Raw genomic sequence first — 1,537 nt, 5'->3', positions numbered from 1 at the left:
ATCTTCACGTTCTGCGCGCATGAAGGCAGGGCCTCGCGGTAGCTCGGGGATGCGAATCTGACCGAGCAGTGCCGGGAGGCCCTGGTGCCGTTGTTGTATGCGTCCGAGCCCATTGACTTCAACTTGGCTGCCCGATCGTGTGATTGCCTCGCGCACGTGTACGGCAACGCGGCCGATCATCCGGACCGGGTGCGGCGGTATCCGTCGGACATGACGGACGCGGAGTGGGCGGCCATCCGGCCGTTGCTGCCGGTGCCGGCCTGGCTTCAAGGGCGGGGTGGACAGCCCGAGGGCTACTGCCACCGCCAGATGCTGGACGCGATCCGGTACCTGGTCGCGGGCGGGATCTCGTGGCGGGCGATGCCCGCAGACTTCCCCGCATGGGGCCGGGTCTACGCCTTCTTCCGCCGCTGGCGCGAGCACGGGCTGATCACCGAGTTCCACGACCGGCTGCGCGGTCGGGTGCGTGAGCGTGAGGGCCGTGAGGCCGAGCCCACGGCCGGAATCATCGACGCGCAGTCGGTGCGGGCCGCCGCGACGGTGCCGGCCGCCTCACGCGGCTATGACGGCGGGAAGAAGGTGCCGGGCCGCAAGCGGCACATCGTGACCGACTGCCTCGGCCTGCTCCTTCTCGTTGCGGTCACCGCCGCGAACATCGGCGACCGGGACGCCGCCGCGGGCCTGCTGCAGCGGCTGCGCCGCCTGCACCGCGACATCACCCTCATCTGGGCCGACGGCGGCTACACCGGCGCCCTGGTCGACTGGTGCCGGCAGAAACTCGCCCTCACCCTGCAGATCGTCAAGCGCACCGATGACATGAAGGGATTCGTGGTGCTGCCCAGACGCTGGGTGGCAGAGCGAACGTTCGCATGGCTGATGAACTCCCGTCGCTTGGCCCGGGATTACGAAACCCTGCCCGCTACCAGCGAGGCGATGATCCGGTGGTCGATGATCACGCGGATGGGCCGGCGTCTGGCACGGGCACGGGCCGCCGACCGGCGCTGAACGTCCCTGACGACTCCTGCACCAGCCACCCACGCTCCGCCAGGCGCCTGGCCTTCGAGCGCAGCCCCTCGACCTTCGCCGGCGTCGTCTCCAAGCCCAGCTCCACCGCGATCTCCCTGGCCTTCAGCGGCCCCCTGCCCGCTGCCCGCCCCTCCTCCAGCACACCCAGAAGCCGCTGATAGTCCGGCGCCAGAACCGTCACCGGCAACCCGTCCCTCCAGGGTGGCACCGTCGAGCCCGGCACGGGCGAGGCCACGGTTTCCCGCTCCGTCCCGGCCTCGGTCACGGCAGTGGACTCAGCCGCAGAGACAGCCAGAGCCTCGACCAGTTCCTCCCGCGCGATCACACGCCGGTCCAGTTCGATCTCCGCGGCCTCCAAAACCTCAGCCAGCCGCGCTACTTCCTCCCGCAGCCCCTCCACCCGCACCCGGGCAGCCGTCTCCCGCTCCTCCAGCATTCCCAGCACTGACGCCACCGCGCACCCCTCGACCACGAAGCGGACACAAGACGCCGCATGTCTCCCTCACTCCGA

The 1,537-nt window shown here is 70.1% G+C and carries 2 protein-coding genes; one reads left to right on the top strand and one right to left on the bottom strand.

The window, feature by feature from the left end; genetic code table 11:
• Positions 1–210 precede the first annotated feature (210 nt).
• The gene (locus IEZ19_RS49780) at positions 211–1,005 is read left to right on the top strand and encodes an IS5 family transposase (RefSeq protein WP_229841747.1); all 795 of its coding nucleotides are present in this window, start codon (positions 211–213) and stop codon (positions 1,003–1,005) included.
• On the opposite strand, the gene IEZ19_RS49775 is transcribed toward IEZ19_RS49780, so the two are convergent.
• Positions 953–1,462 carry a hypothetical protein gene (locus tag IEZ19_RS49775; RefSeq protein WP_189317956.1) on the bottom strand — a complete coding sequence of 170 codons (510 nt, stop codon included), beginning with the start codon at positions 1,460–1,462 and terminating at the stop codon, positions 953–955. The genes IEZ19_RS49780 and IEZ19_RS49775 overlap by 53 nt on opposite strands.
• Positions 1,463–1,537: the final 75 nt, after the last annotated feature.

It is taken from the genome of Streptomyces brasiliensis, from assembly GCF_014647875.1.
Classification (GTDB): Bacteria; Actinomycetota; Actinomycetes; order Streptomycetales; family Streptomycetaceae; genus Streptomyces; species Streptomyces brasiliensis.
This window is presented reverse-complemented; position numbering and strand designations above follow the sequence as displayed.

Coding starts and splice junctions, on each gene's coding strand:
- IEZ19_RS49780 (WP_229841747.1), top strand. CDS start 211: ATGACGGACGCGGAGTGGGCGGCCATCCGGCCGTTGCTGCCGGTGCCG.
- IEZ19_RS49775 (WP_189317956.1), bottom strand. CDS start 1,462: ATGCTGGAGGAGCGGGAGACGGCTGCCCGGGTGCGGGTGGAGGGGCTG.